Origin of the sequence: uncultured Ilumatobacter sp. (genome assembly GCF_963980585.1) — a bacterium.
GTDB lineage: Bacteria > Actinomycetota > Acidimicrobiia > Acidimicrobiales > Ilumatobacteraceae > Ilumatobacter_A.
Map to the genome: position 1 here is coordinate 1 of NZ_CAXCAM010000040.1, position 24,537 is coordinate 24,537.

Annotated in this window: 22 protein-coding genes, 4 tRNA genes and 1 pseudogene; 12 read left to right on the top strand and 15 right to left on the bottom strand. The window is 64.1% G+C overall.

Translation table 11 applies throughout. From position 1 onward, the window contains the following. The 3 genes from ACH2DW_RS11980 to ACH2DW_RS11990 all read right to left on the bottom strand — a co-directional run. The coding region (locus ACH2DW_RS11980; protein WP_394929984.1) for a hypothetical protein at window positions 1-686 on the bottom strand (686 nt) is incomplete at its 3' end. A 1-nt stretch (window position 687) separates the two neighbouring features. After that, window positions 688-1,257, bottom strand: coding sequence for an ATP/GTP-binding protein (locus ACH2DW_RS11985; protein WP_394929985.1), 570 nt, complete (start codon window positions 1,255-1,257; stop codon window positions 688-690). Next, window positions 1,254-1,721, bottom strand: coding sequence for a roadblock/LC7 domain-containing protein (locus ACH2DW_RS11990; protein ID WP_394929986.1), 468 nt, complete (start codon window positions 1,719-1,721; stop codon window positions 1,254-1,256). The genes ACH2DW_RS11985 and ACH2DW_RS11990 overlap by 4 nt, the downstream gene beginning before the upstream one ends. Before the next feature lie 183 nt (window positions 1,722-1,904). Between ACH2DW_RS11990 and ACH2DW_RS11995 the strand changes: the two genes are divergently transcribed. Beyond that, window positions 1,905-1,995 (top strand) — tRNA-Ser (locus tag ACH2DW_RS11995). Between the two features lie 48 nt (window positions 1,996-2,043). Here the strand turns inward: ACH2DW_RS11995 and ACH2DW_RS12000 are convergent. Next, a complete protein-coding gene (locus ACH2DW_RS12000) occupies window positions 2,044-3,603 on the bottom strand; it encodes an alpha/beta hydrolase (protein WP_394929987.1) in 1,560 nt (519 codons plus the stop codon). 42 nt (window positions 3,604-3,645) lie between these two features. On the opposite strand from ACH2DW_RS12000, the gene ACH2DW_RS12005 reads away from it, so the two are divergent. Genes ACH2DW_RS12005 through ACH2DW_RS12015 form a run of 3 tightly spaced genes read left to right on the top strand, consistent with a single transcriptional unit; the run spans window position 3,646 to window position 7,857 of the window. Then, window positions 3,646-5,511 (top strand): ABC transporter ATP-binding protein, encoded by a 1,866-nt coding sequence (locus ACH2DW_RS12005; RefSeq protein ID WP_394929988.1) that lies wholly within the window; start codon window positions 3,646-3,648, stop codon window positions 5,509-5,511. A 49-nt stretch (window positions 5,512-5,560) separates the two neighbouring features. Continuing rightward, window positions 5,561-6,703: a pyridoxal phosphate-dependent aminotransferase gene (locus ACH2DW_RS12010; protein WP_394929989.1), complete on the top strand. Its 1,143-nt coding sequence runs from the start codon at window positions 5,561-5,563 to the stop codon at window positions 6,701-6,703. Then, window positions 6,700-7,857, top strand: coding sequence for a CaiB/BaiF CoA transferase family protein (locus ACH2DW_RS12015; protein ID WP_394929990.1), 1,158 nt, complete (start codon window positions 6,700-6,702; stop codon window positions 7,855-7,857). Before ACH2DW_RS12010 ends, ACH2DW_RS12015 begins: the two co-directional genes overlap by 4 nt. A gap of 63 nt (window positions 7,858-7,920) precedes the next feature. Here ACH2DW_RS12015 and msrA read toward each other — a convergent pair whose 3' ends face one another. Further along, window positions 7,921-8,574 carry a peptide-methionine (S)-S-oxide reductase MsrA gene (msrA, locus tag ACH2DW_RS12020; protein ID WP_394929991.1) on the bottom strand — a complete coding sequence of 218 codons (654 nt, stop codon included), beginning with the start codon at window positions 8,572-8,574 and terminating at the stop codon, window positions 7,921-7,923. A gap of 178 nt (window positions 8,575-8,752) precedes the next feature. Here msrA and ACH2DW_RS12025 point away from each other — a divergent pair, with 178 nt between their 5' ends. Next, window positions 8,753-9,232 carry a GNAT family N-acetyltransferase gene (locus tag ACH2DW_RS12025; RefSeq protein ID WP_394929992.1) on the top strand — a complete coding sequence of 160 codons (480 nt, stop codon included), beginning with the start codon at window positions 8,753-8,755 and terminating at the stop codon, window positions 9,230-9,232. Window positions 9,233-9,270: 38 nt separating this feature from the next. Here ACH2DW_RS12025 and ACH2DW_RS12030 read toward each other — a convergent pair whose 3' ends face one another. The 5 genes from ACH2DW_RS12030 to ACH2DW_RS12050 form a co-directional block, all read right to left on the bottom strand. Next, window positions 9,271-10,080: a nitrilase-related carbon-nitrogen hydrolase gene (locus ACH2DW_RS12030; RefSeq protein WP_394929993.1), complete on the bottom strand. Its 810-nt coding sequence runs from the start codon at window positions 10,078-10,080 to the stop codon at window positions 9,271-9,273. Beyond that, window positions 10,077-11,315, bottom strand: a complete 1,239-nt coding sequence (locus tag ACH2DW_RS12035) for a pyridoxal phosphate-dependent aminotransferase (protein ID WP_394929994.1) — start codon at window positions 11,313-11,315, stop codon at window positions 10,077-10,079. Before ACH2DW_RS12035 ends, ACH2DW_RS12030 begins: the two co-directional genes overlap by 4 nt. A gap of 28 nt (window positions 11,316-11,343) precedes the next feature. Next, window positions 11,344-11,419: transfer RNA gene (locus ACH2DW_RS12040), tRNA-Arg, on the bottom strand. A 114-nt stretch (window positions 11,420-11,533) separates the two neighbouring features. Next, window positions 11,534-12,946, bottom strand: coding sequence for a LysM peptidoglycan-binding domain-containing protein (locus ACH2DW_RS12045; protein WP_394929995.1), 1,413 nt, complete (start codon window positions 12,944-12,946; stop codon window positions 11,534-11,536). A gap of 329 nt (window positions 12,947-13,275) precedes the next feature. Further along, window positions 13,276-13,363: transfer RNA gene (locus tag ACH2DW_RS12050), tRNA-Ser, on the bottom strand. A 36-nt stretch (window positions 13,364-13,399) separates the two neighbouring features. On the opposite strand from ACH2DW_RS12050, the gene ACH2DW_RS12055 reads away from it, so the two are divergent. After that, a tRNA-Ser gene (locus ACH2DW_RS12055) sits at window positions 13,400-13,487 on the top strand. A gap of 93 nt (window positions 13,488-13,580) precedes the next feature. Here ACH2DW_RS12055 and ACH2DW_RS12060 read toward each other — a convergent pair. Then, window positions 13,581-14,600, bottom strand: coding sequence for an isopenicillin N synthase family dioxygenase (locus ACH2DW_RS12060; protein ID WP_394929996.1), 1,020 nt, complete (start codon window positions 14,598-14,600; stop codon window positions 13,581-13,583). A 759-nt stretch (window positions 14,601-15,359) separates the two neighbouring features. Between ACH2DW_RS12060 and ACH2DW_RS12065 the strand changes: the two genes are divergently transcribed. After that, window positions 15,360-16,676, top strand: coding sequence for a DUF445 domain-containing protein (locus tag ACH2DW_RS12065; protein WP_394929997.1), 1,317 nt, complete (start codon window positions 15,360-15,362; stop codon window positions 16,674-16,676). A 7-nt stretch (window positions 16,677-16,683) separates the two neighbouring features. Here the strand turns inward: ACH2DW_RS12065 and ACH2DW_RS12070 are convergent, their stop codons facing one another. From ACH2DW_RS12070 to pheA, 3 genes are read right to left on the bottom strand one after another with little or no spacing between them, the layout of a single operon-like run. Continuing rightward, window positions 16,684-17,301 carry a low molecular weight phosphatase family protein gene (locus ACH2DW_RS12070; protein WP_394929998.1) on the bottom strand — a complete coding sequence of 206 codons (618 nt, stop codon included), beginning with the start codon at window positions 17,299-17,301 and terminating at the stop codon, window positions 16,684-16,686. Between the two features lie 39 nt (window positions 17,302-17,340). Then, on the bottom strand, window positions 17,341-18,222 hold the full coding sequence (locus ACH2DW_RS12075; protein WP_394929999.1) for an SDR family oxidoreductase: 882 nt from the start codon (window positions 18,220-18,222) through the stop codon (window positions 17,341-17,343). A 35-nt stretch (window positions 18,223-18,257) separates the two neighbouring features. After that, a complete protein-coding gene (pheA, locus tag ACH2DW_RS12080; protein ID WP_394930000.1) occupies window positions 18,258-19,196 on the bottom strand; it encodes a prephenate dehydratase in 939 nt (312 codons plus the stop codon). A gap of 85 nt (window positions 19,197-19,281) precedes the next feature. Here pheA and larB point away from each other — a divergent pair, with 85 nt between their 5' ends. Next, on the top strand, window positions 19,282-20,019 hold the full coding sequence (gene larB, locus ACH2DW_RS12085) for a nickel pincer cofactor biosynthesis protein LarB (RefSeq protein WP_394930005.1): 738 nt from the start codon (window positions 19,282-19,284) through the stop codon (window positions 20,017-20,019). Further along, window positions 20,016-20,810 (top strand): LarC family nickel insertion protein, encoded by a 795-nt coding sequence (locus ACH2DW_RS12090; protein WP_394930001.1) that lies wholly within the window; start codon window positions 20,016-20,018, stop codon window positions 20,808-20,810. Before larB ends, ACH2DW_RS12090 begins: the two co-directional genes overlap by 4 nt. A gap of 3 nt (window positions 20,811-20,813) precedes the next feature. Here the strand turns inward: ACH2DW_RS12090 and ACH2DW_RS12095 are convergent, their stop codons facing one another. Continuing rightward, a complete protein-coding gene (locus ACH2DW_RS12095; protein ID WP_394930002.1) occupies window positions 20,814-21,482 on the bottom strand; it encodes a TlpA family protein disulfide reductase in 669 nt (222 codons plus the stop codon). Window positions 21,483-21,545: 63 nt separating this feature from the next. Between ACH2DW_RS12095 and ACH2DW_RS12100 the strand changes: the two genes are divergently transcribed. The 3 genes and pseudogenes from ACH2DW_RS12100 to ACH2DW_RS12110 all read left to right on the top strand — a co-directional run. Next, entirely contained in the window at window positions 21,546-23,234 is a 1,689-nt protein-coding gene (locus ACH2DW_RS12100) for a hypothetical protein (protein WP_394930003.1), read from the top strand. Further along, entirely contained in the window at window positions 23,231-23,956 is a 726-nt protein-coding gene (locus ACH2DW_RS12105) for an ABC transporter ATP-binding protein (RefSeq protein ID WP_394930004.1), read from the top strand. Before ACH2DW_RS12100 ends, ACH2DW_RS12105 begins: the two co-directional genes overlap by 4 nt. 66 nt (window positions 23,957-24,022) lie before the next feature. After that, a pseudogene (locus ACH2DW_RS12110) lies at window positions 24,023-24,537 on the top strand (hypothetical protein); the annotation flags it as partial.

Sequence of the window (24,537 nt, forward strand, 5' to 3'; positions counted from 1 at the left end):
TGCACCATCGATTCGTCAAAGGGGAGCTGGCGCTCGGGCACATCGAGCAGGTCGTCGCCCAGCGACTCGTCCCATTCGATGTGCACGCCGTCGTCGACGTGATCGGGCAGATCAGCCAGGTCAGGCTGCTCACTCGTGATCGACGTGTCGATCTGGGTGACTTCGTTGACCGGGACCCGTTGCACAAGGACATCGTGTCGTTGATCGAACGGGACAACGAACCACCGGTGAACGCCAGAGGCGTGGTGGCGGTAGGCCGTCAGGGTGATCGAACTCGTGACGGTGTTGGCAAGCAAGGTCACCACGTCGTCGGTCGCAAGTTCGACAACGACCATCACCGCGTCACGGTCAACAGACGCATCACGATCGAACAGCCGGCCAAGATTCTCGACGTCCCCAATCCGAATGACCCCACGTTCAATCTGCATCGGAGTAACCACGTCAGCATCGATAAGTCGCTCGCAAATCGACGGGCCGCCGGCCCGGACCGCGTAGTACGCGTGGCCACTGTCGAGGTACACGCTGACGCTCGGCTGTGACTGGAAAATGATCTCGCCCGTGAATTGCTGGGCTCGCGCCGTGTCGAGCACGCGCCATCCTGCGTGCTCGCCGTCGGCAGCCAACGCGTCAAGGGTGGCGGGCGCCATCCCAGCGCCGCCCGTTGGAGTGTTGATCGGTGAGGACATGTCAGGCCACCCCGGCGCCGCTCGCCACGAGCGCGTTGGATTCAACGTGAGTGAGAAGCGTGACCAAAATCTCGACGACAACTTCTCGACCGGAATCGGCGTCGTTGAGTTGGCAGGGAACCACTGGTTGGCTGTCCGCCGCACCAAGTGACCGAGCAATACGCCGAGCAGCCTGGAGATCGTCGCATCGATTGACCGCGATGACGGCCGGCACTTGCAGGTCGGCGAGCAACGACCGGAGTTCGACGCCGGCCGGCGCGTGAGTCGCCGGCGCTTCGGCATCGAGAACGAACGCAACGATGTCAACGTCGCCCTTCAGAATGTTTGTCATGAACCGGAACCGAGGCTGACCCGGGGTGCCGAACAACAGCAGCCGAACGTCATTGTCGTCGATGGCATACGTACCGAAGTCCATTGCGACCGTGGTGTGCGCCTTCACCGCCGACTCGTCACCGCTGGTGACGACATCGGTTGAGATGACCTCGGTCTGGGACACCGATTGGATCAACGAGGTCTTTCCAGCTGCGTACGGCCCTGTGACGAGGATTTTGAACGTATGGTCCGACATCATTGATCGCCGGCGAGCCAGTAGGCCTTGGCCTGTACGAACTGACGCATCGATTGCTGATCGACACGGCGCGTCGTCAGCAGGGCAAGCACGCGTTTCGAACCGAGTGGCCAGAGCAGCAAGAGGCCTTCGTCGTGGTCGATGACCAACTGGCGAAGCTCGGAGCCGCCGCCCATGGCAGCCAACTGGTGGGCAAGGCCCATACCCGCAGCAAGAACGGCTGCATGCGCCGCCGAGTTCGGCATTCCTGCGCTCCGAGCCACCGCGAAACCGTCGACCGAGGCGAGGAGCGCGCCGTTGACGCCATCAACTGCAGACGTCATCTCGTCCAGAATGATCGCGAGTGGGGGCGTCGCGGACGCTCCGTCAACGATTGCTACGGGCGGAGGGGCGAGCGGTGTCGTTGCTGGGGGCGTCGCGCCGCCCGCAGCAGGGGCAACCGGCACCATTGGAATCCGCTGATTCATCTGTGCGCCACCCCCTTCATTTCTCGTCTTGACCGAATCCATACATTGCTATCGGTCCAAAGCGATCGGAGCTTGAACAGGGGTGTCACCGCATCGCGCCCTGAACGTCGCGCGCCCACCGTCCGCTGTTCATCTGGCTTCGTGACCGCCCAGGACGCCGTTTTTCACGCTAGCGTGCATTTCGGAAGGCTGCCAGAGCGGACGAATGGGACGGCCTCGAAAGCCGTTGAAGTCTTTCAGGCTTCCGTGGGTTCGAATCCCACGCCTTCCGCCAGTAACAACACCCTTGGGCTCCGGCTCGGGGGTGTCGTTCGTTTTCGGGTCAGTCGCAGATGGTTTCGTTCTCGGGCGCTTCGAGTTGCACGAGGTAGTCATGGATCACATCGTCGATGCAGTCGTTCACGCCATACCCGGTGTGCTGGTTTGCCGCGACCACTACGAGGCGACCGTCTTCAAGCGCAGCAGCCATCTTGCGGCTGCTGTCGAGTGGTGTACTCGGATCGCCAGTCGTGCCGACAACGACAATTGGCCCAGCGCCAATGCCCGTGATTTCAATCCGTGGGTCAATCGATTCGGGAAAGAACGAACACGAGTAGGAACCGGTGGAATACGGGAAGAGCCGAGGTGCCGCTCCGATCAGTTGTTCTGCGTCGGCGTCGGCCTCTTCGATCGTGGGGCGATCAGGGTCGTCCGCACACGAGATGGCCTGGAACGATTCGAGCAGGTTGCTGTAGCTGCCATCAGAACGGCGTTGGTAGTACCCGTCCTGCAAGGCCAGCAAGCCGTCGCCATTACCGTTCGCAGCATCGTCGAGCGACTCCTCGAGCGTCGGCCAGAACTGATCGGAGTACATCGCGCGCACCACGCCGGTCACGGCGACGCCGAGACTGATGTCGGCGCGGCCCTCCGGTCCTGCCAAGGGAGACTCGTCCAACGTGGCGAACAGCTCGTCGAAGGCACCTTCGGCGTCGCCATCGTTGTGGAACGCACACGAACTCTCTGCGCTGCACTCGGCAAGAAACGTGTTCAACGCAGCCTCGAAGCCAACCCACTGCTGCCGGGTTGCCTCGATGCTGTCTGCGTTCGGGTCGGACGCGCCGTCGAACACCGCGGCGCGCACGGTGGTCGGATACATCGTGGCCCACACGGCTCCGAGCTCGCTGCCGTAGCTGAACCCGAAATACGACGCCTGTTCCTCACCGAGCGCCTGGCGGATGGCATCCATGTCGCGAGCTGAGTTGTTCGTGCCGATGTACTGCAGCGGCCGACCCACGCGATCGATGCAGCGCTGTGCGAACTCCTCAGCAAGGTCGACCAATTCGTTCTTCTCGTCGTCGTTATCGGGCGTGATGTCACCGGTGGCGTAGAAACGGTCGTATTCGTCATCATCAACGCAGTCGACCGCTCCGTCGCTGATTCCGGTACCGCGCGGGTCCCAGGCAATGACATCGAATCGCTTTGTCAAGGCAGGTTCAAACCAGGTGGTGGCGTTGATTGCCATCGAGCTGGCGGGTGACCCCGGCCCGCCATTGTTGACCAACATGATCCCGACGCGGTCGCCGTCAGCGCGGTGCCGCGCGACATAGAGGTCGATCGTCTCGCCCTGCGGGTCGGCGTAGTCGAGCGGCACAGTCAGGCGGCCGGCGTCAACACGCCCGGCCGTCTGTTCCCAGACAATCTCGTAGTCAAGCGGTTCAGGCGGCAACGTGCTGGGCGGCAACGTGTCGCCCGCCTCCACAGTTGTCGGTGGCGTCACGGTCGTCGTTGTGGTCGCTGGGACCGACGTGATCTCGCGAGTCTTCGGCGCAGGCGCAGCATCAGAAGCCGTGCACGCCCCAACCAGGAGTGCCCATCCGATCACGGCAGGAACAACACGACGCATCGCCATGCAGCGTACGGCCGGACACGTCGTAGCGTTGCACCCATGCGGATGGCTCCACACCACATGATGCCCGGTGACAAAGATGCGCTCGACGGGATCAAACTCGCCGACGGCACCTACGCGCGAGTGTGGCAATTCGCTCGCCCGTACCGCCGAACGATCACGCTCTTCTTGCTTGCGATTCTCGCTGCCGCTTTGCTTGCACTCGTGCCGCCGTTTGTCGTCAGGGAGATCATCGACTCGTCGATCCCTAACTCGGACCGCGATGCCATCAAGGTCTTGGCAGGGATTGCGGTCGCCGCAGCTCTTGCCGACGCGGGGCTTGCGATCTTCCAGCGGTGGTGCAGTTCCCGCGTCGGCGAAGGGCTCATCTACGACCTCCGTCGCGCGCTCTTCGCCAAAGTCCAACGGATGCCGATCGCCTTCTTCACCCGGACTCCGACCGGGGCGATCACATCCCGCCTGAGCAGCGATGTCGTGGGTGCACAGTCCGCAGTCACGAGCACCCTCGGCAGCGTGGTCAGCAACGTGATCGTGCTGACCACGACCCTCGCCGCCATGATCGCCCTCGAGTGGCGCCTCACGTTGCTCACCTTGATCGTCCTGCCGGTGTTCATCATTCCCGCCCGTCGCGTCGGCACGCGCCTGCAAGGGATCTCGCGGGAGCAGATGGGCCACAACGCCGCCATGAACACGCAGATGACCGAACGCTTCAACGTTTCCGGGGCCATGCTCGTCAAGCTCTTCGGATCAGGACATCGTGAGCGCGATTCCTTCGAGTCCCGAGCCCGGGGCGTCCGCGACACCGGCATCCAATCGGCGCTCTACGGCCGAGTGTTCTTCGTTGCTCTCGGCTTGGTCGGCGCGATCGGCACAGCTGCCATCTATGGCATCGGGGCACTGATGGTCGTCGACGGAGAGATCTCGACAGGCACGCTCGTGGCACTCGCCGCCCTCGTGACCCGGGTCTATCAACCGCTCACCGGGCTGACGAACGCCCGGGTCGACCTGATGACCTCGATGGTCAGTTTCGAACGAGTCTTCGAAGTTCTCGACGCGCCGGAGGCAATCACCGAGAAGCCGGGAGCATTCGACCTGATTGCACCACGCGGGGCTGTCGAATTCGAAGACGTCACGTTCAGGTATCCACCAGCCGTCGACTCGGCCATCGCATCAATGGAACAGAACGCCGGACTCGGCACCGGCACCGACCCCGACGTCGACGTACTCCAGCGGCTCTCGCTCTCGATCGCGCCTGGCGAAACCGTTGCATTGGTCGGCGCGTCGGGCGCCGGCAAGTCGACAACCATCTCGCTCCTCCCCCGCCTGTACGACGTCACATCGGGTGCCGTGCGCGTCGATGGGCACGACGTGCGCGACCTCACACTCGATTCGCTCCGCGCTTCGATCGGTGTCGTCGCACAGGATCCGCACCTCTTCCACGAGTCGATCGGAGAGAACCTGCGCTACGCCGATCAATCAGCATCGGAGGCTGACGTCATCGCAGCGGCCAAGGCAGCTCGAATTCACGACACGATCGTCGCGTTGCCGGACGGCTACGACACCGTTGTCGGCGAGCGCGGCTACCGACTCAGCGGCGGCGAGAAGCAGCGCCTGGCCATCGCTCGCCTGCTCTTGAAGAACCCGGCGATCATCATCCTCGACGAGGCGACGAGCCACCTCGACAACGACAACGAGGCACACATTCAAGCGGCGCTCGAACACGCCATGGAGGGTCGAACGGCGCTGGTGATCGCCCATCGCTTGTCAACGATCCGCAGTGCGGACCGCATTGCCTTCGTCGAAGACGGCCGCATTGCCGAGATCGGGACCCACGACGAGTTGCTCGCATCCGACGGGCGATATGCCCACCAACTGCAAGCTGGAGAACTCGTCACACCGAGCTGAGCATCAGCCGATCAGCCGACGCACGGCGGGAAGTGACACACTGCCCAGCGTGATCGAGGCAGCCGTTCGCGCAGCATCCGTTCCACCGTTCCATGCGATGGCGATGAGCCATGCGGCAACGGTGCGCGAAGCCCGAGGGCAACGCGTCTTTCATCTCGAGGTCGGCCAACCCGCCACCGGGCTCCCCGGTGTCGCGCGCGCGGCCGTCATCGACGCCCTCGACATGCCACTCGGCTATACCAGCGCTGCCGGGCTCCACCGACTCCGCCGCGGGATCAGCGAGCGGTACGCCGAGCCCGTCGATCCGCGTCGGATCATCATCGTGGCAGGCGCTTCTGCCGGCTTCACGCTGGCCTTCCTGACCTTGTTTGAACCCGGCCAGCGAGTCGGCGTCATCGAGCCCGGGTACCCGTGCTATCGCAACGCGCTCATCGCGCTCGGCATCGATGCAGTACCGATCCCTGTCGGGCCGGACAGCCGATGGGCGCCGACACCGCAGCATCTGCAAGACGCCGGACAACTCGATGGTCTCGTCATTGCCTCACCATCAAACCCAACGGGCACCGTGATGTCTGACGAGGCGCTCGGTGCAATCGCCGCACACTGCAGTGCCAACAACATCGCGCTCGTGGCCGACGAGATCTACCACGGCATCGTCGAGTCGGCCCCTGCCCCGCAGGTGCTGCCTCACGCGCCCGACGCGATCGTGGTCAACAGCTTCTCGAAGTACTTCTCGATGACCGGGTGGCGTGTCGGTTGGGTGGTCGTCCCCGAGCAACTGGTCGACGTCGTTGAACGGCTCCAACAGAACCTGTACATCTGCGCACCGCATGTCTCGCAGGTCGCCGCGCTGGCGGCGCTCGATGCCAGCGATGAACTCGACGGCCACGTCGAGCAGTACCGGGCGAATCGCCACGTGATGATCGACGGGTTGGCCGCAGCCGGCATCACCGACATCGCACCCGCCGACGGGGCGTTCTACGTGTACGCCCACGTGCCCCAGTACACGACAGCAGTGCATCTCACTTCGATGCAACTTTGCGAACGCTGGCTCGACGAACTCGGCGTTGCCTGCACGCCAGGCATCGACTTCGACCTGGCTCGAGGACATGAGTACGTGCGGTTCTCGTACGCGGGTACCGGCGATGACCTTGCCGCCGCGTGCGAGTTGATTGCGGGTTGGAATCGATGAGCGACGCGACGCCAGGCCCGGCCGCCCAACCACCCAGCGGTCCGCTCGCTGACCTGCGCGTGGTCGACATGTCGACCGTTCTGGCCGGACCAAACTGTGCGCGCTACCTCGCTGACTTCGGTGCCGATGTCATCAAGGTGGAACGCCCCGGCGGCGACAGTCTGCGCAACATGGCATGGCGCGACCCTCGCGATGGCGAGGGCCTGTGGTGGAAGCTCGTCAACCGCAACAAGCGGACCGTGGTGCTCGACATCAAAGACGCCGACGACACCGCAACGTTGCTGAGCTTGCTCGATGAGGCCGACGTCTTGGTGGAAAATTCACGGCCGGGAACACTCGAGCGACTCGGCCTCGGCCCCGACGTCCTCCTCGCCCGTAATCCGAAGCTGGTCATCACCCGGATCTCCGGGTTCGGCCAGGACGGTCCGTACGCCTCCCGGGCCGGGTTCGCCACGATCGCGGAAGCGATGTCGGGCCTCGTTGCACTCAGTGGCAACCCGGACGGCCAGCCGCTCCCGCCTCCGATTGCGCTGACCGATGAAGTCACCGGACTCGCTGCAGCGTTTGCCACGATGGTGGCACTGCACTCGGGCGTGGGCCAGGTTGTCGATGCCAACCTGCTCGAAACGATGTTCCACATGATGGGCCCCCTTGTGTCGCTGTTCGGCGTGACCGGCGAGCAGCAGCCCCGCCTCGGTGCCGGGCTGCCCTACACCGTCCCGCGCGGCACCTACCGATGCAGTGACGACCTGTGGGTTGCCGCCTCGACGAGCAGCGACTCGATCGCCGCACGCGTGATGCACGTGCTCGGTGTCGGTGACGACCCGCGTTTCGTCGACTTTGCTGGGCGGACCGAACATCGGGAAGAACTCGAGCAGATCATGACCGCGTGGTGTGCCGCTCGTCCGCGCCGCGACGTCATCGAGGCGTTCACCGCAGCCGACGCCGCGATTGGGCCGGTGCTCGACATGGCCGACATTGCGGTTGATCCCCACTTTGCGAATCGGGGTGCCATCGAAGTCGTCGCGGACGAGTTCGATGGCACCCCGATGCAGAGTGTGATTGCTCGACTGTCGGCCACGCCAGGAGCAATCCGGTGGGTCGGTCGAGGACTTGACGCCGATGGCGACGAGATCACGGCGACCGGCTGGTAGCCGGCCGGTCGAGACATCAGTTGGCCAGGTCGGCCCTCCCCCAAGCAACGGGGGATTCGTCGGTCAGGAACCGATTCCGATGGGGCAGCTGACGCCGGTGCCCTTGATCCCGCAGTACCCGTTGGGATTTTTCGCGAGGTACTGCTGGTGGTACGGCTCGGCGTAATAGAAGTCCGCGTCGAAGTCGATCGAGCCGACCTCCGTGGTGATCTCACCCTTGCCCATGGCATCGAGTCCGGCCTGGACCCGCGACTTGGTGGCCTCGATGGTCGGGAGTTGGCTTGCCTGCGTGGCCCACACGCCCGTGCGGTATTGACTACCGATGTCGTTGCCCTGGCGCATCTCCTGGGTGGGGTCGTGCTCTTCCCAGAACACCTGCATGATCCGCTCGAAGGAGATCACTGCCGGGTCGAACACAATGCCGACCGCTTCGGCGTGGCCGGTGCGGCCGGTGCAGTTCTCCTCATAGGTGCAGTTGGGCGTGAAGCCACCCGCGTAGCCGACGAAGGTGGAGTACACGCCGTCGAGTTGCCAGAAGAGACGTTCCGCACCCCAGAAGCAGCCCATGCCGACGACCGCGATTTCCATCCCTTCGGGCCACGGCCCTTGGAGCGGATTGCCGTTGACGAAGTGCGTCTCAGGCACGGACATGGGTTCGTCGCGCCCGGGCAGTGCCTCGTCGGGGGCGATCATCGTGGCGGTCTTGCGAAACAACATGGGTCCAGGATACGACTCGACGGCGGCCCCGTCTCTCCCAGGCCCGTCGTTCGCGAACTGTTGATCTGATGCCTCATTCTCGTTCGCGCCTCATTCTCGTTTGCGTCGGGATTTCTGCGGACTGGTTCGCAGAAATCCCGACGCAAACGATGGACAGCGAGATGGCTACGGTGCCCGCGTGACGATTCGGGATATGACCGCAGCCGACCTCGAGCGAGTGCTGGAGATCAACGAGGCCAATGTGCCCGAGGTCGGGCCCGCCGACATGGACCGGCTGCGATTTCTCGTTGAGGAGAGTGCATTCTCGTTGGTGGTCGACGTCGATGGTGTCGTTGCAGGCTTCTGTGTCGTGCTCGCCAAGGGTTCGAGCTACGACTCCGTGAACTACCTCTGGTTCATGGAGCGCTACGACGACGTGCTCTATCTCGACCGGGTCGCGTTCGATGCAGCTGCGCAAGGTCAGGGCCTTGGCTCGGCGCTGTATCGCGAAGTCGACCGACGACTTGCTGAGCAAGCACTCGGGCTGACCCTCGAGGTCAACGTCGATCCGCCGAACGAGCCGTCACTCGCATTCCATCGCAAACACGGCTACATCGAGGTGGGACGCCAGATGTCCAAGGGCATCGAAGTCAGCCTGATGCACAAGCCTGCCCAATAGGCGCAACCAGTCGGGCCCCGCTTGTGACTCTTCCGTGACTACCGGCGGTCTTGGAGGAACTGGAAGTGCTGGCGCGTGGCTGCGACCACATCGGTGTCAATGTCGGCGAAGATCGTTGTCTCCGCACCAGCTGCGCTGACCAGTACTTCGCCCATCGGGTCGAAGACCGCGCTGTCGCCAGAGTGATCGAGCGGCCCGGTGCGTTTGCCCTCGGCATCGAGCGCTCCATCGCGTCCGACCCGATTGACCGCGACGAAGTACGCCTGGTTCTCGATCGCCCGGGCCCGCGCCAGCGTCTGCCAGTGATGGCGGCGCTTCGCCGGCCAGTTGGCGATCAGGAGGTACGCATCGGTGTCGTGAGCGACGGCCCAGAATTCGTCGGCAAAACGTAGGTCGTAGCAGATGAAGAGGCTGCACCTGACACCTTCGATCGTGACCGTGATGTGTTCGCTTCCGGCGCGGACGTATTCATCTTCGCCGCTGTGTGAGAACGGATGGATCTTGCGGTACCGGTGCACGGTGCCGTCCGGGCCGGCGAGGACAAACACATTGCTGACGCGCTGATCGTCGGCCGGCGCGTCGGGCGCAAGTTCGGCACACGTGCCCCCGACCCACACGTCATTCGCTGCTGCCTGATCGAGGAGAAACTGACTGGACGGTCCACCCTCGGGTTCGGCAATCGCCGGGTCGGCAAACGAGAACCCGGTCGAGAAGGTCTCGGTGAGGAGAACAATGCGCGCGCCACCAGCGGCCGCTGCGCTGATCCGAGGCGCGAGTGCGACGTAGTTTGCCTCGCGATCGAACCACACAATGTCGTGCTGCACTGCAGCGACTCGAACAACGCTCATGGCGAGAACCCCTTCGTGAGTGCATCGGCCGCGGCCTCGATCACTTGCATTTGCTTGCAGAACGCGAACCGCACCATGTGCCGTCCGTGCTCTGGCCGAGCGTAGAAAACCTCGTTCGGGACCGCGACCACGCCGCACCGATGTGGCAGTTGACGACAGAAATCGACGCCGTTGCCCGATGAGTCGAGCGGCCGGATGTCAGCGGTGACGAAGTAGCTCGCTTCAGGCGTGTACGTGATGAAGCCCACGGAATCAAGCGCCGCGACCAAACGGTCGCGCGTTGCTTGCAGCCCGGCGCGCATCCCAGCGAAATAACTGTCCGGCAGTCCCAAGCCAACCGCCATAGCCGGCTGAAAGGGAGCCCCGTTCACGAACGTCAGGAACTGCTTCGCGGTGCGCGCGGCTGCGACGAGTGGAGCCGGACCTGACATCCACCCGATCTTCCAGCCCGTGGTATGGAACGTCTTGCCACCCGATGAGATTGTGAGCGTGCGTTCAGCCATGCCGGGAAGAGTCGACAGTGGGACATGAGTACGGCCATCGAAGGCAAGATGCTCGTACACCTCGTCGGTGACGGCGATCAGGTCGTGTTCGAGGACAACATCGGCGATCAGCTGCAACTCGTCGCGGGTGAACACCTTGCCGGTCGGATTGTGCGGCGTATTGAGGAGGACCAGCTTGGTGCGCGACGAGACGGCCGCCCGCAGCTCGGCGGGGTCGAACACATAATTGCCGTTGGCATCTGGCGCCAACAGCACGGGAACCGCTCGAGCGTCAGCCATCGCAATGCCCGCGCGGTAGCTGTCGTACATCGGCTCGAACACGATGACTTCATCACCGGCGTCGAGCATGCCAAGCAACGCCCCCGCCAGCGCTTCGGTGGCACCGGCCGTGACCACGATCTCCGTCGCCGGGTCGAGCTCGATGTCGTAGAACCGCTGTTGATGGGCGGCAATGGCCTCACGCAGGATGGGCATTCCCGGCAAGGGCGGATACTGGTTCAGCCCACCGTCAATCGACTCGATCGCGGCATCGAGGACCTCGCGAGGTCCGTCGGTATCGGGGAACCCCTGGCCGAGGTTGATCGCGCCGGTTTCGACCGCGAGCGCGGACATCTCCGCGAAAATCGTCGTGCCGAAGCCGGCGAGCCGGGAACTGATCACGTCGGTCGGAGCTGCCACCCACCCGAGTGTACGAGTCGGTACCGAACGCCCTGCCACTCGGGAAAACGACATCGGCCCCCGTCAGACGGGGGCCGATGTTTGGCGCGCCCGGAGAGAGTCGAACTCCCAACCGCTTGATCCGTAATCAAGTGCTCTATCCATTGAGCTACGGGCGCAAATATTTTCGGTCGACATGTTACCCCGCGAACTTGGGGGCGACACGGCCAGATTGACACCAAACGAGACAGCCCGGCTCGATGCCAAGCCGACCGTGGAGTGTCACCGGAGGCTCAGAGGGCCCAGGGACCCCAACCGCCCGCCCGCTGGTAGAGCGCGTATGCCGCCCTCGCGTTTGTCGCTGGGTCATAGAGCTGCTGATCGTTCGTGATGCCGATGTCGGCGAGCCAGCTCTTGTGGACGTTCCAGTACATCTGGAAGATGCCGTAGCAGCAGAAGTTCTTGGCGGTCGGCACGTAGCGGCTCTCGCGGTAGGCGATCTCGAGGGCTCGCTCCTCAAGCTCGTCGGGCCACACATCGCGGATGATCTGCTTGATGTCTTCGGGTCCGGGAGGCGACGTGGCCGGCGGCTGGGTCGTCGCAACCGTGGTGGTCGGAGCGCTTGTCGTGGTCGGGGCGTTCGTTGTCGTCGGAGACACAGCGGTCGTCGATGCGGTGGTGGTCGGAGGCGCTGGTGCCGTTGCGCCAGCCGGCAGGCAGATCTCGGTGCCGGGGTAGAGCGGCGTTGATGCGCTGGCACCGTTTGCTTCGAGCAGTTCGTCGAGGTCGACCCCGGCAGCCTGGGCAAGCCGGATCCAGAAGTCGCCCGCTACGACGGTGTAATCAACGGCGCAGTTGGGCTCGATTCGAGCGGCGGGTTCGTCGGCGACTGCGGCAGTGTCGAGCGCCGCGTTCTGAGCGGCGGTGGTCGCTGGCGCGGTTGTTTCAGTCAATGCTGACGCTGTCGCAGCAAGCTTCGCAGCGATCGTCACCGGCGATGTTGATGTCGCTGCCGTCGTCTCCGCTACAGATCCGCCAGCCGGGACGGCCGGAGGGAGATCGTTGGGGTCGAGCTGTGTGGATGTGGCGTCGATCGTCGAGACGACGGTGGTCGGCGCCAGCAGGGTGACCGTCGATGCAGCCGTTTCTGCTGCAGCCGCTCGTCCGATCAGTCGGTCAGTGTCGTCTCCGCCTGCGTTGAGGAGCAACGGAACGAGGAGCGCACCGACGACGGCGACGGCTCCGACCCGAACCAGCAGTGGATCGATCGAAGCTGCCCGACGTTCGCTGCGGGCATCAACAGGGGCGGGCGCAAGTTCTGCATCCCATTCATCAGGCTGCGTTTCATCGACCGCGGCCGCGGTGGTAACCCAGCCGACAGTGTCGTCGTACGCGACATCATCGTCGTCGAGATCGTCGAACATGTCGGCGCTCACGCCGCTGGCGGGCGTCGGCGTGTCTGGCGAGCTGCTGGTCCCGGGCCGGATGATGCCGTGCTCGCGAGTGGCGTGGCTGCCCGATCCGAACAGGTTGGAGAGGCTCCGGCGGAGACGAGCGACCGGACGCTGTCCTTCAGAATCGGCTTGGCCGGCCCAGTGCGCCTCGGCATCGAAGCGTTCGTGCTGCGTCGTTGGCCGGTCGTACTCAGAGGTCCAGTCGGACTTGCCGCCCCAGAAGTCTTCGCCGTTGTCGCGCTCTCGGTTCATGAATCTCCGCCTGGTCACTGGTGGCTCACTTGGTGATCGCTTCGGCCCAACGTCGAAGAGGAACGATCGAGAATTTGTGCGTTCGGCTCGCGCCGACTCACGTGGTAGCACCAGTGTCTAGTCCGTTCGTCATCAAACCGCAACGTTGCTGTCATACAGACGACATGCTTGTAACTTGAACCGTCACATCCGGCGACGGCTCAGACGGGGCCGATCTGCCCAATTTCGGGGCACCTTGCCCGGATTCCACTGCTGACAGCCGCGAGTTCGATGTACAAGCCGCATCGAAAACCCAAACGACCGACAACCCAGTGGGGTGTCGGTCGCAGTGGCGGAGAGGGTGGGATTTGAACCCACGGACCCCGGAGGGTCAATGCCTTAGCAGGGCATCCCATTCGGCCGCTCTGGCACCTCTCCTGGGAGCACGCAGCATAGCCCGGTATCGTCAAACACGGAACGGTGGCAGAGCGGACGAATGCACCCGCCTTGAAAGCGGACGAACTGAAAGGTTCCGGGGGTTCGAATCCCCCCCGTTCCGCCAATGAGCGTCTCGACCGGGCTCGTCGTCTGGTCGGGACGCTCGTTCTCGGTTGTGCCCGTTCTGTGCGGTGGTGTCATTCAGCCACGCGCCCCGTCACTCGCCCTGCGCGACGGCCTGGCTCTGGTTGTAGGAGATGGTCGGATACTTCGGCGGGTTGTCAGCGTCGTGGCACGTCGGCAGACACTCCATCGGGAAATCAGCCGCGGCGTTGTAGAAAAACGGGATCGAGTAGCGGGACTCGCTTGCGTCGTTGTTCGCGAAATGCCGAACGCTGAGGTACCGGTCGTTCGTCCACTGCTTCATCAACTCACCGGAGTTGACGACGAACGCACCCGGCACGACCGGTGCTTGAATCCAACAACCCCGGGTATGGCTGAAGATCGTCAACCCAGCAGCGTCCTGCAGCAACAACGTGAAGAACGTCGTGTCGACGTGCGGCGCAATCCCGAAGTCGGCGTCCACCTCCGGCTGCTCAGGCACCGGCGGGTACCGCGTCATCCGCAGCCGCCACGACGGATGCTCGAAGCCCAGCGCAAAGAAATCAGCCTCGAGACCGAGCGCTGTCGCATAGACCGGCAGCAGTCGCAACGCAAGGCGGTTGACCGCTCCCGCGTACCGCTCGACCGTGTCACGAAAACGAGGGAGCGCATCGTCGCCGGGCCACTGGCTCTCGTCGAAGTCCAGCTCTCGGTTCCCCTTGACCAAAAACGCCTCGTTGAGGTTCGCTTTCTCCCGCGTCGGCAGCTTGCGTGAATACATCGGCAGATAGCCGACCCCGGCGACCGGCCACCCCTCGCGGTCCATCCGGAGGCTCTCCTTCACCTTGAGCGGCAGCGCGTGGAACCGCTCGGTCATGTCGAACACCTCATCGATCAGCTCGCGAGAAACCGTGTGACCGACCAGCTGAAAGAAGCCCGCGGTCTCACACGCATCGTTGACCTGCGCAGCAACCGCTGCGAGGTCCACGTCGTCACCCGACGCGATCCAGGCCGAAATATCGATGACCGGAATGTCGCCTGGATCAGCCGGAACCGGGTTGGACACGTCCCAGTTCGACGACTCGGCACGCAGTTCAAGTTCCTTCGCTTCCGGGTCAAACTCGCTGCTTCTCATCATCACATGATGCCGCTTGCCGGAATGCAGCGATACTTGTGTTCACCATGGCTGATTCTCCAGACCCCCGAACGCCAGACCCGCGGCGCCAGCGCGCCTGGGTGAGCTCTGCGGATTGGGTTGACGAGACCGAACCAAAACTGTCCAAAGAAGAACAGCAAGAGCTCGCTCACGAGCGCGGCCGCATCTGCAAGGACCGCAGCTGCGTGGTGTGTGCCCCTTTGCGCGAGCGTCGCCGTCTGAAGAAGGTGCAACGTAAGGCCGAAGCCCAAACCCGCGCACACGAACAGGGACAGCCGTGTGGCCGCGCCAACTGCTCGATCGTGGTCTGCGTGACGGCGCGCAACGCGGCCCCAGCATCGCTGCCGTCGCCCGTCGAGCCGGACAGCGACCACCGACCGGCCAACGAAATCAAAGATGACCCCGAACAGATTCGTCGGCGAGAGTCCAAGCGACACCGCGTCGGCCTCCCGTGCGGGTCCGAGGATTGCCCAAATCAGGTCTGCATCGACGGTTTCACCAACGAACGAACCCGACGGCACCGGGCTCGGCGCCCGTGTCGATCCTCGACATGCGACAACCCGATTTGCGTGTCGACCAGATCCACGAACTGAACGAGACGACGTTCCCCGACACCTTGGGATGCCTCGCGGAACTCACCCGATCGGCGCGTGACCTCGTACACGGCGAGCGCAGCTCATTGCTTGCCCAGACAGGACCGTCAACCAACGCGACACACGTGATCGGTACGGTCAGAACGTGAATCTGCCGCCGCCTGTCATGGCCACTGCTGCACCGGGGCCAGCTCCCACACCCGCACTGCGACCCGACGCGCTGTCGGCCGAAGACGCCCGCAAAGCACAGGCGCTCCGCAAGATGAAGACGGTGGCGACCCTTCTGCTCGTCTTCGCTGCCGTCGTGTTTCTCATCGCCAAGATCAACGAGGACCGGGGTACGTGGGTCGGCTACGTCCGCGCCATTGCTGAGGCAGCAATGGTCGGTGCGCTGGCGGACTGGTTTGCCGTCACCGCGCTCTTCCGCCACCCGCTGCGCATCCCGATCCCGCACACCGCCATCATCCCGAAGCGAAAAGATGAGATCGGTCGCAGCCTCGGCAACTTCGTCGAGTCCAACTTCCTGACCGCCGATGTCATCGATGAGCGACTCCGTGGCGCACGCATCGGCGAGCGAGCCGGCACATGGCTTGCACAACCCGCCAACGCCGCCCGCGCCGGCGATGCGGTGTCCGATGTCCTCCGCGGCGCCTTGGAGGTGCTCGACGACCGCGAGATCCAGCAAGGGCTCGAACACCTCATCGAGTCACGCGTCCGTGCCACGCCCGTCACCCCGCTGCTCGGCAAGGCAATCGATCTCACTGTCGAAGGCGGACATCATCAGCGGCTGCTCGACGCCGTACTCGTCGGCGTCGGCGGCTTCCTCGACGACAACCGATCCACATTCCGTCAGCGCCTCGACGAAGAGTCGCCATGGTGGGTGCCTGAACCCATCGACAATCGCGTCTTCAACAAGATCTACACCGCCGTCTCCAGCTTTCTCGAAGATGTGGCCAACACGCCCGACCACGAGGTGCGTGACAGTGTCGACACGCGAGTTGCCGCGCTCGCCGAACGATTGCGCGCTGACCCTGAATTGCACGCCAAAGGCGAAGCGTTCAAAGACGAGATGCTCGATCACCCCGAGGTACGTCGATGGATCGACTCGCTCTGGACCGAAGCCAAACGCGGCATGATCAGCGCTGCAGACGATCCTGACAGCGAACTCCGCGTGCGGCTCGTCAACAGCTTGCAACAACTCGGCGCACGACTGGCCGACGACCCCGAGATGCAACACAAGATCGACCGCTGGGTCTCAGATGCACTCGCCTATCTCGTCGAGAACTACCGCACCGAGGTGAGCGACATCATCGCCTCGACCGTCGAGAAGTGGGACGGCGAATCGACCGCCGAAAAACTTGAGCTGCAGGTGGGTCGCGACCTGCAATTCATTCGCATCAACGGCACGATCGTCGGCGGACTCGCAGGCTTCGTCATTCACGCCATCGGTCAACTGTTGTAACTGAGTCTCACTCGAAGTCGAAGCGATTGCGAGCCGGCGGCGGGTCAACGACCGCCGCAATCAATGTGGCAGCGAGTGCACACATCTCTTCCATTTCGACGACCGATTTCTCGAACACCCGCGGCGACGAACCGGTCGGGTCGAAAATCTCACCCACTCCAGCGTTGATGTAGTCGCGCGCCGTTCGATCAGCGGTCAGTTCCGTCGTCCATCCGCGCAAGCCGATGCCCGAAGTTGCCTCGCGCTGTGCTGCGAGTTCAAGGAATTCCGGCATCGTCATCGACCGTCGGTATGCCGACGGTGAGATCGCAGCAATCTTGATCACGTGATCGAGCTCGGCGGTGAGGATCAGGTCCGGCACCTCGATATTGCGTTCGGTGACCTGCCGGCTGCGATGCGCAGATGTATCGAGCCCGCGCCGCGCCATTGCCGCGACAGCATCGGGAATCGACGGCATGTCATCGGGGCCGAAGCCGAGCGATCGGACAACGACTGCCCCTGTTCCGAGACGATCATCGAGGTTGCGTTGCAGCATCGCCATCGTCATCACCGAACGGGTTCGGTTGTGCGAGCAGACGGTCAGAATTCTCAGCGGACCATCTGTGTCGGGAGCGTCAGACGACATCGTCATCAACGATGAGGCCGACGGTCAACTGCGGGGACCTCATGATGTGCGGATGTCAACGCCGAAGATTTCCTGGAAGCGCGCCATGTACGCGTCGTCGTCGGCCACCATGCCGAGTTCGAGCCAGTCGGCGTCGTCGATGCGGTCGTGGAGTCCGGCCATCTCGGCGCCGGCCCAACTGACCGGGTAGCGCAGTACCGGCGAATCAGTGGCGATCGCATGGTGGATGACCTTGCCGACCTCAAACGGATCGGTCGCGTTCATCATCCCGGCACCGTAGAACTGGAACATCCGCCGGTAGTGATCGTCATAGGCGCCAGTCGAGTTCGGTGCGTCGATGTTCTTGGCGAAGATCGCCGACTTCGTCACCCCTGGTTCGACGATCGCGACTCTGATCCCGAACGGTGCCAGTTCCTGAGCCATCCCTTCGCTGACGCCCTCAAGAGCCCACTTCGACGCGACGTACGGCGACTGCGCAAGTGCGGCGATGCGCCCGGCAACGGAGGTGATGTTGACAATGGTTCCACTCTGACGTTCACGCATCGCAGGAAGGACGGCCTGCGCACAACGCACTGCGCCGGTGACGTTGATGTTGAACACGTCGTTGTAGAGGTCCGACGGGCACTCTTCCGCTACGGCGTTGCCACCCACGCCAGCCGAGTTCACGAGGTGATCAACGCGGCCAGCAGCGGCAAAAATCTGCTCGAAGCCCACCCGGACGGATTCATCGTCGGCCACATCGAGTTCGACGATCTCGACGGTGACCCCGGCAGCGGCCGCCATGGCGAGCAACTTCTCGGCCTTTGCTGCGGCACGCACGGTGCCCAACACCCGCATCCCTTGCTGTGCCAGGTGGATGGCGGTCGCCCGACCGATCCCTGAATTGGCTCCTGTGACGACTGCGACTTGCTGTTCCGACATTTCTCCGACGCTACTGGCGGCCCGACCTGTCCGTTTCAGCGGATCTGTTTGCGGATCTCAGCCAGCCAGTTGTCGGCGTCGTCCCAGCGACTGCCGGTATCGGCGCGAGTCACCTCAGCGTGTTCGCCGACAGCGGGGTACGAGCCGAGGAACTTCACCCGAGCCTGCTTGGCGTGAAGCGACCGCATCGTGTCGGCGAGCAGTTCGTCGGAAACGTGGCCGTCTGCATACATGATGAAGCAGTAGTCACCGAGTCCGCCATCTTTGGTCGGCCGACTGAACAGGTTCGACAAGTTGATGCGCCGAGCCGCGAACTCTTGCAGGATCGAAATCAACGAGCCGGGCTCGTCAGCGCGTTGATAGATCACGAGTGCCGTCTTGTCGTGACCGGTCGGAGCCGGCACGCCCTCGCGAGCCACCAGAAGGAACCGAGTCTGATTTCCTTCGTGGTCGGCAATATCAGAGGCAATTACTGCGAGACCATAGAGCTCGGCGGCGACGCGGGGCGCGAGCGCGGCGACGTCGGTCGCTTCGGACTCGGCAACGGTCTTGGCGGCTTCGGCAGTGCTGTTGGCAACCCGAATGTCCGCGTCGGGCAGGGTGGTCCGCAAGTAGCGGTGGCACTGCGCTGTGGCAACCGGAATCGAATGCACCGTCGTCACGTCGCTCAACTCAATGCCGGCGCGGGCAACCAAACAATGCTCGATGTCAATGACTACTTCACGCTGGATGACGAGATCGTGATCGAACGCGAGCGCATCCTGGGTGAAGTTGACCATGCCCTCGATCGAGTTTTCGATCGGCACGAAGCCAGCATCGACGGCTCCACTCTGGACGGCGTCAAGAATGTCGGGCACCGTCCGGAAGGGCACCTGTTCAGCAGAGGCGAGGTCGGGTTGCGTTCGCAACGCCTGCTGCGTGAAGGTCCCGAACGGCCCAAAGAATCCGACGCGCTCGACGCCTGTGCTCGACATTCGCGTCAGCGTAGGGGTTCGCGCTCGTCCTCTGGCACGATGATTCGGTGAGACGGTGGAAGAACTCAACGACGCAGGACCCGACATGGACGAAGTGACGCTGCGACAACTGATCAGCGACGTTCGCGACGGCAGCGTGGATCCAGACGACGCGGTGGCGCGGCTCACGCGGCTGCCGTTTGCCGATGTCGGCGACGCACTCGTCGATCACCACCGGGCGATCCGGCAGGGAATGCCCGAAGCGGTGTACGGCCCCGGCAAGTCCGCGGACCAGTGCGTCGCCATTGTCGGTGAACTCCTCGAACACGGCACAGGTCCGGTCCTGCTGACTCGCGCCGACGTTGTCCAACGCGCTGCGTGTCTCGATGCGCATGGCTCCGCAGACGAGGCCAACCAGTCGATGTTGTGGAGACGCCCCACGCCGACCCGCGAGGCAAACGTGCTCGTCATCACGGCGGGCACCAGTGACCTGCCGGTTGCGCATGAGGCGCGCCTGACACTCCAGGCACACGGCTTCGACCCGTCGCTCATCTCCGATGTCGGGGTCAGCGGCCTCCACCGACTGCTCGCACGGGTCGACGACGTCACCGGTGCGGACGCGGTGATCGTGGTCGCCGGAATGGAAGGTGCTCTCGCGAGCGTGATCGGTGGTCTCACCTCCGGTCCCGTCGTGGCTGTCCCCACCTCGGTCGGGTACGGCGCAGGACTCGAGGGCGTCACTGCGTTGCTCTCAATGCACGCATCGTGCGCGTCGGGCATCTCCGTCGTCGGCATCGACAATGGGTTCGGCGCAGCATGTGCGATCGCTCGGAGTTGTCGATGACCAACGACGTCCACCCCATCCGATCCGCCTGGTTCAACTGCCACGCCGGGGTGGCGGGCGACATGACGCTGGCTGCGCTGGTCGATGCAGGCGCTGACACCGACATGGTGGCCAACACGATCGCTGGGCTCGGCGTCGACGGCTATGCGATGTTCTTCGAACGGGTACAGCGTTCCGGGGTGAGCGCCACGTGGGCGAACATCGTGACCCATGACGGCCTGCACGATCACGATCCCGGCGAGACCGGTGGACATGGTCTGCACCGTCCGGCGCGCGAGATCTTTGCGCTGCTCGACGCAGCCGAACTACCGGATCGAGTACGGGATCGTGCGCGCACCGTCTTCGAGCGGCTTGCTGCCGTCGAGGGCGCCATTCATGGCATCGACCCAGCCGACGTCGAACTGCACGAAGTGGGCGCGCTCGACTCGATCATCGACGTGGTGGGCGTGTGCGCAGCGCTCGAGTCGCTCGACATCGATCAGATCTACTGCTCGTCGATCGGACTCGGCAGCGGCATCGTCAACACCGCTCATGGCCAACTCCCTCACCCCGCACCGGCCACGATGGCGCTGCTCACCGAGGCTGGCGCTCCAACGCATGGGCTCGACACGACGCTCGAGACCGCAACGCCGACTGGCGCGGCGCTGATGACGACGCTGGCCTCGTCCTTCGGACCCATGCCGGGCGGGACGTCACACGCCGTGGGTTACGGCGCCGGCACCGCAGATCCGCCCGGCCGAGCGAACATCGTGCAGGTCGTCATCACCGTCGGCGCTGGCTGGGCCGATTGACGGTCAGACGCGAAGGGCTGCGTCGATCCAGTCCTTGATCTCTGCGGCGGACGAACTCCCGCTCGTCCGGGCCTTGACCGACCCATCTGAGTTGAGGATCACGGTGTACGGGAAGCCCGTGCCTCCGTACAGCTGGAAGGCTTCAGCATCGATCGTGTCGGCGAGGACCGGCCAGGTCCAGTCTTTCTCGACGATCCACTCCGACGGTGGGTAGTTCTCGCGGTCCTCGACGACGGCGGTGCTGATCCCAATGATGTTGAGGTTGTCGGGCAGGTCTCCCTGGTCGCGAAGCTTGACGATCTCTGGGATCTCGTCGTTGCAATGCGGACACCAGTGCGCGAGGAAGACGAGCATCGTCGGCCCGTCGGTCTCACCGCCGATCGTGATATCGGTGCCGTCGAACTGTTGACCGGTGATGACCGGCGCCTGCAGCCCCACGGCTGCGTCGGCATTGGGGTCCTCCAGCGGGGGCAGTGCCTCGCCGGCAACCTCAAGTGATGCCGACACTTGGAGCACCGCGGCGCCGCCTGCTGGTTCAGTGGCGGAGTCGCTCGCCGCAGGTACCGATTCAGTTGCCGCATCAGTCGCAGCATCACTTCCACATGCCGCGACAGCGAGCATGGCGGCCAGCGCGACGGCGGCAACTCGGGGGGACTTCACAAACGTCTTCATCTCCCCAGTCTGCTCGCTCGCTCGACGGTTGCAACCGCGGCAGGGGGATAGCGTCATCAGGCGATGACCGAGACCAACGACCGGACAGCGCTCCGCGATCTGCGCCGGACGCGGCAACGTCATCGGCTCGGCGACACCGAGTGGTTCGACGTTGCATATCGCGTGTATCTGTTCGCACTCGTCGGCCTGATCGGCGTGGTCCTTGCGTCTGATGCCATCGGTGGACTGATCGGCGACGACGTCACCACCGCAGATCTCCTCACACGCGGTCCGTCGCTCCTCGGCATTCCTGTGGTCGCAGCGATCGGCCTCGGCCTGCGCAGCGGCGCGGACGGCGGGCCGGTGTCAATCGAGGTTGCCGACGTCACGCATCTGCTCCTCGCTCCAATCAGTCGGCGCCGTGTGCTGCTTCGCCCCGTTGCCCAGCGCATTCGTTCCGCGATGTTCGCTTTGGCGTTGCCGGGGGCCATCGTCGGTCAGTTCGTCGCACGCGAGGTCGAGGGATCGCGTGCATCATGGGCCGCAGCGGGTGCCCTATTCGGCGCAGTTGTCGGCGCCGCATTCGTATCGAGTGCCGTGCTGAGCCATTCGCTTCGGCTCCCGCGATGGGGTGCCACCGTCCTGGCCGCCGCACTGCTCGGATGGCAAGCCGCGGCTGCATGGGCGACCTGGAACGAGTCGGACAGCGCAGTACGCGCAGGACCCGCCAACCTGGCGGGCAGCCTGGCGTTCTGGGGCATCCGCCAGCGTTCAATCGACTTGGTCGCGATCGCCGTCGTCATCGCTGCCGTCGGCGCGGCACTCGCGCTCGGCGGCCGCCTCCGCATCGAGCCGCTGGTGCGGAGAGGGCGACTCGTCTCCCAGCTTCGCTTTGCAGCGACCGTCCAGGACCTGCGCACCGTCGTGTTGCTCCGCCGCCAACTTCGTGCCGAAACGCTGCGATCGACGCCTTGGGGAGGAGCCCCACGTGTCCCGGTTCGCGCCCGGTTCCACACGAGAACCACCTCGCTGCACACCATGATCTGGAAACGCGGTTTCCGATCACTTCGTCGACTCCCAGCGGCACGACTCGGACGCATTACCGCGCTCGCCGTCGCTGCCGGTGTCAGCGGCTCGCTTGCCGTCAGTTCGTCGTTGCTGTTTCTGCTCGGCCTGCTCGCCGCGTTATTCCTACTCGGCATGGAGACGATCGAGCCGCTGTCCCAAGAGATCGACCGGCCAGACCGCACCGATGGCCTGCCGATCGACCGTGGGCTGCTCTACGCGCATCACCTCGTGGCACCGGCCGTGCTCCTCGCCGCGGCAGCAGTCATCGCCGCGGCAACGGCATCGGCAATCCGTCCCAGCGATGCAGCTGCAGCATGGGCGATTGCGATCCCGACGCTGTGGGCGGGGGCACTTGGTCCGGTCATCGCCGCTGTGCTCGATTCCTCCACGCCTATCGCCGTCGCCGACACCACATTGCTCGGCGCGCCGCGCGATACCGACGTGTCGTTGGTCCCGCCCGAGTTCGCTGGGTTCAGCAACGCGCTCTCCACCTTCATTCCGGTCGCGATCAGCGCGATCGGTGTGGTCCCAGTACTCGCCATGCGCTCCGACCCGAGTGCGGCAACTGCGGGCCGGATCGTCGTCGGCGTTGCACTCGTCGGTGCCGCTGCAGTCATGTGGATTCTGCGTCGGGACCGGTGGGGCGTGAAGATTCGGGCGTTCTTCGAAGCCGGCCGCGAGCAGAAGGCAGCAGCAACCTCATGACCTCAGCATCCAACGCAGCAACGTCGAGCGACAGGGTGCTGAGCGCGGTCGGGCTCACCAAGCACTACGGCGGAGCAGTTGCACTCGCCCCGATTGACATCAACATCGCCGCGGGTGAGCGCATCACGCTGATCGGTCACAACGGCAGCGGCAAGACGACGTTCATCCGCATGCTGGCCGGACTCCTCGAACCCTCAGACGGCTCAGCACTCGTCGGCGGTCACCCACTCGGTTCGATCGAGGCCCGAGCCGCACTGTCATACCTGTCGGATGAGCCGGTGTTCTACGACGATCTGAGTGTCTGGGAACACCTCGAGTACATCGCTCGGCTGCACGGAACCGAAGACTGGGAGCAACACTCGATTGACCTGCTCGACGCCGTTGGGATTGTTGAGCGAGCCGATGATCTGCCCGCGACCTTCAGCCGCGGGCTGAAGCAGAAGGCCGCAATCGCCATGGCGTTCGTCCGTCCGTTCGACGTGATGGTCGTCGACGAGCCGTTCGTCGGGCTTGACCGGACCGGTCGCGCGGCACTCCTTGAACTGTTTCGATCAGCGCACGCTGATGGAGCGGCCCTGCTCATTGCCACCCACGAGTTGAGCAGTGTTGCGGACAGCGAGCGGGTGATTGCTCTGAGTGGCGGTGTCGTCACATTCGATGGCCCTGCGCATGAGGCTGACGTCAATGCGCTGACCGAAGGATTCCATCCCGACAACGACTGACCGATTTTCTTCGATTGAACATTCGCTGCAGGACGCAGATGGACCCTGGTCGTCTACGCTTGTCGGATGCAGGAGTTTTCATCGGTCACCGCCTCGTCCTACGACGCAGAATCCCTCGCGCCACTGCTCACTGAGAAGGCAGCAGAAGGCTGGGACGTCATTTCCATCGTCGCGGCTGGCACGAATATCGTCGCCTACCTCAGTCGAGAAAGTGCTGACGCTGACGCGCCAGCGGCTGAGATTGAGACTGAGGCTGCACCCACCCTTCCCGGTGACGATGCGCCATACGTACCCGCCGAGACCGCCATCACGGCTGAGGCTCCCGCTGAAGTCGCCGACGACGCGTCGGTCAGCGATGCTGCTGCCGAGGCTGACGAGCCGGCCGGATGGGGCACTGCGCCCGACAACGACGTCGCCGATCTTGCGGCGCAGGTCGGCGCCGAAGACACCGCCGAGCAGGCCAACGACGAGGCTGACGCAATCAGTGGTGGCGTTGTCGCTGCCGGCGTCGCCGGGGCCGCTGGAGTCGCCGCCGCAACCGGAGCACCGGACGACGCCGGTGAACTCGCCGCCGATGCTGC

Bases quoted from the DNA above. Each gene is read 5' to 3' on its own strand.
- ACH2DW_RS11985 (WP_394929985.1), bottom strand. From the start codon at position 1,257: ATGATGTCGGACCATACGTTCAAAATCCTCGTCACAGGGCCGTACGCA.
- ACH2DW_RS11990 (WP_394929986.1), bottom strand. From the start codon at position 1,721: ATGAATCAGCGGATTCCAATGGTGCCGGTTGCCCCTGCTGCGGGCGGC.
- ACH2DW_RS12000 (WP_394929987.1), bottom strand. From the start codon at position 3,603: ATGCGTCGTGTTGTTCCTGCCGTGATCGGATGGGCACTCCTGGTTGGG.
- ACH2DW_RS12005 (WP_394929988.1), top strand. From the start codon at position 3,646: ATGCGGATGGCTCCACACCACATGATGCCCGGTGACAAAGATGCGCTC.
- ACH2DW_RS12015 (WP_394929990.1), top strand. From the start codon at position 6,700: ATGAGCGACGCGACGCCAGGCCCGGCCGCCCAACCACCCAGCGGTCCG.
- msrA (WP_394929991.1), bottom strand. From the start codon at position 8,574: ATGTTGTTTCGCAAGACCGCCACGATGATCGCCCCCGACGAGGCACTG.
- ACH2DW_RS12030 (WP_394929993.1), bottom strand. From the start codon at position 10,080: ATGAGCGTTGTTCGAGTCGCTGCAGTGCAGCACGACATTGTGTGGTTC.
- ACH2DW_RS12035 (WP_394929994.1), bottom strand. From the start codon at position 11,315: ATGTCGTTTTCCCGAGTGGCAGGGCGTTCGGTACCGACTCGTACACTC.
- ACH2DW_RS12045 (WP_394929995.1), bottom strand. From the start codon at position 12,946: ATGAACCGAGAGCGCGACAACGGCGAAGACTTCTGGGGCGGCAAGTCC.
- ACH2DW_RS12060 (WP_394929996.1), bottom strand. From the start codon at position 14,600: ATGAGAAGCAGCGAGTTTGACCCGGAAGCGAAGGAACTTGAACTGCGT.
- ACH2DW_RS12070 (WP_394929998.1), bottom strand. From the start codon at position 17,301: ATGTCGTCTGACGCTCCCGACACAGATGGTCCGCTGAGAATTCTGACC.
- ACH2DW_RS12075 (WP_394929999.1), bottom strand. From the start codon at position 18,222: ATGTCGGAACAGCAAGTCGCAGTCGTCACAGGAGCCAATTCAGGGATC.
- pheA (WP_394930000.1), bottom strand. From the start codon at position 19,196: ATGTCGAGCACAGGCGTCGAGCGCGTCGGATTCTTTGGGCCGTTCGGG.
- larB (WP_394930005.1), top strand. From the start codon at position 19,282: ATGGACGAAGTGACGCTGCGACAACTGATCAGCGACGTTCGCGACGGC.
- ACH2DW_RS12090 (WP_394930001.1), top strand. From the start codon at position 20,016: ATGACCAACGACGTCCACCCCATCCGATCCGCCTGGTTCAACTGCCAC.
- ACH2DW_RS12095 (WP_394930002.1), bottom strand. From the start codon at position 21,482: ATGAAGACGTTTGTGAAGTCCCCCCGAGTTGCCGCCGTCGCGCTGGCC.
- ACH2DW_RS12100 (WP_394930003.1), top strand. From the start codon at position 21,546: ATGACCGAGACCAACGACCGGACAGCGCTCCGCGATCTGCGCCGGACG.
- ACH2DW_RS12105 (WP_394930004.1), top strand. From the start codon at position 23,231: ATGACCTCAGCATCCAACGCAGCAACGTCGAGCGACAGGGTGCTGAGC.